This is a genomic window from Actinosynnema sp. NPDC037264 (assembly GCF_055603705.1).
In genome coordinates this window covers 1-1,134 of the sequence record NZ_JBVJVK010000144.1, presented here as the reverse complement: position 1 = coordinate 1,134, position 1,134 = coordinate 1, and the positions used below count along the sequence as shown (strand labels likewise).

The window sequence follows — 1,134 nt, the reverse complement described above, 5'->3', positions numbered from 1 at the left end:
TGTCCTCCGCCGGAAATCCGCCTACAAAATCGGGCGATTGACTCCAGGATCTCCTCGGCGGTCTTGGTCCACAGGAACGGGCGGGGATTGGCGTTCCAGTCGGCGATCCAGGCCCGGATGTCGCGTTCCAGCGCTTGGACGCTGCGATGCGCCCCGCGGGTGATCATCTGGTCGGTGAGGAAGCCGAACCAACGCTCGACCTGGTTGATCCAGGAGGAGCCGGTGGGGGTGAAGTGCACGTGGAACCTCGGGTGCGCGGCCAGCCACTTCCTGATCGCCGGGGTCTTGTGGGTGCCGTAGTTGTCGCAGACCAGGTGCACGTCCAACTCCGCCGGCACCGTCTTGTCGATCGTGGTCAGGAACTTCCTGAACTCCGTGGCGCGGTGCTGGCGGTGCAGCTGGCCGATGACCGTCCCGTCGGCGACGTTGAACGCGGCGAACAGGCTGGTGATGCCGTTGCGGTGGTAGTCGTGGGTGCGACGCTCGGGCATGCCCGGCATCATCGGCAGTACCGGCTGGGAGCGGTCCAGTGCCTGGATCTGGGACTTCTCGTCCACGCACAACACCACCGCCCGCTCGGGCGGGTTGTGGTAGAGGCCGACGACGTCGACGACCTTCTCCACGAACAACGGATCGGTGGACAGCTTGAAGGTCTCGGCGCGGTGCGGTTTGAGGCCGAAGTCGCGCCAGATCCGGCCGATGGTCGACGCGCTCAGACCGGTGCGATCGGCCATCGAGGTGCGCGACCAGTGCGTGGCGTTGCGGGGAATCTCCTCCAGCGTCGCCACGATCACCTCCTCGACCCGGTCCAACGGGATCGACGGCGGACGGCCCGGCCGCGCCTCGTCGGCCAGGCCGTCCAAGCGGTGCTTGAGAAACCTCGTGCGCCACTTGGTGACCGTCGTCGGATGGACCCTCAGGTCCTCGGCGATCTGCTTGTTGGGCAAGCCATCCGCGCACGCCAGCACGATCCTGCACCGCTGCGCCAACACCTGCGACGACTTCGCCCGACGCGCCCACCGCAGCAACGTCTCGCGCTCCTGCTCGCTCAACCTCACCTCGGCGGGCGGCCGTCCGATCCGCGTCATCCACCCACACTAGACTTAGTAGGCGGATTTCCGGCGGAGGACACTA

The 1,134-nt window shown here is 66.8% G+C and carries 1 protein-coding gene; it reads right to left on the bottom strand.

The genetic code is table 11. The annotated features are described in order from the left end of the window. Positions 1-1,088, bottom strand: a 1,088-nt coding sequence (locus tag ACZ7GX_RS45725; protein ID WP_498786932.1) for an IS630 family transposase, incomplete at its 3' end; no start/stop codon positions are given. Between the last annotated feature and the right edge of the window lie 46 nt (positions 1,089-1,134).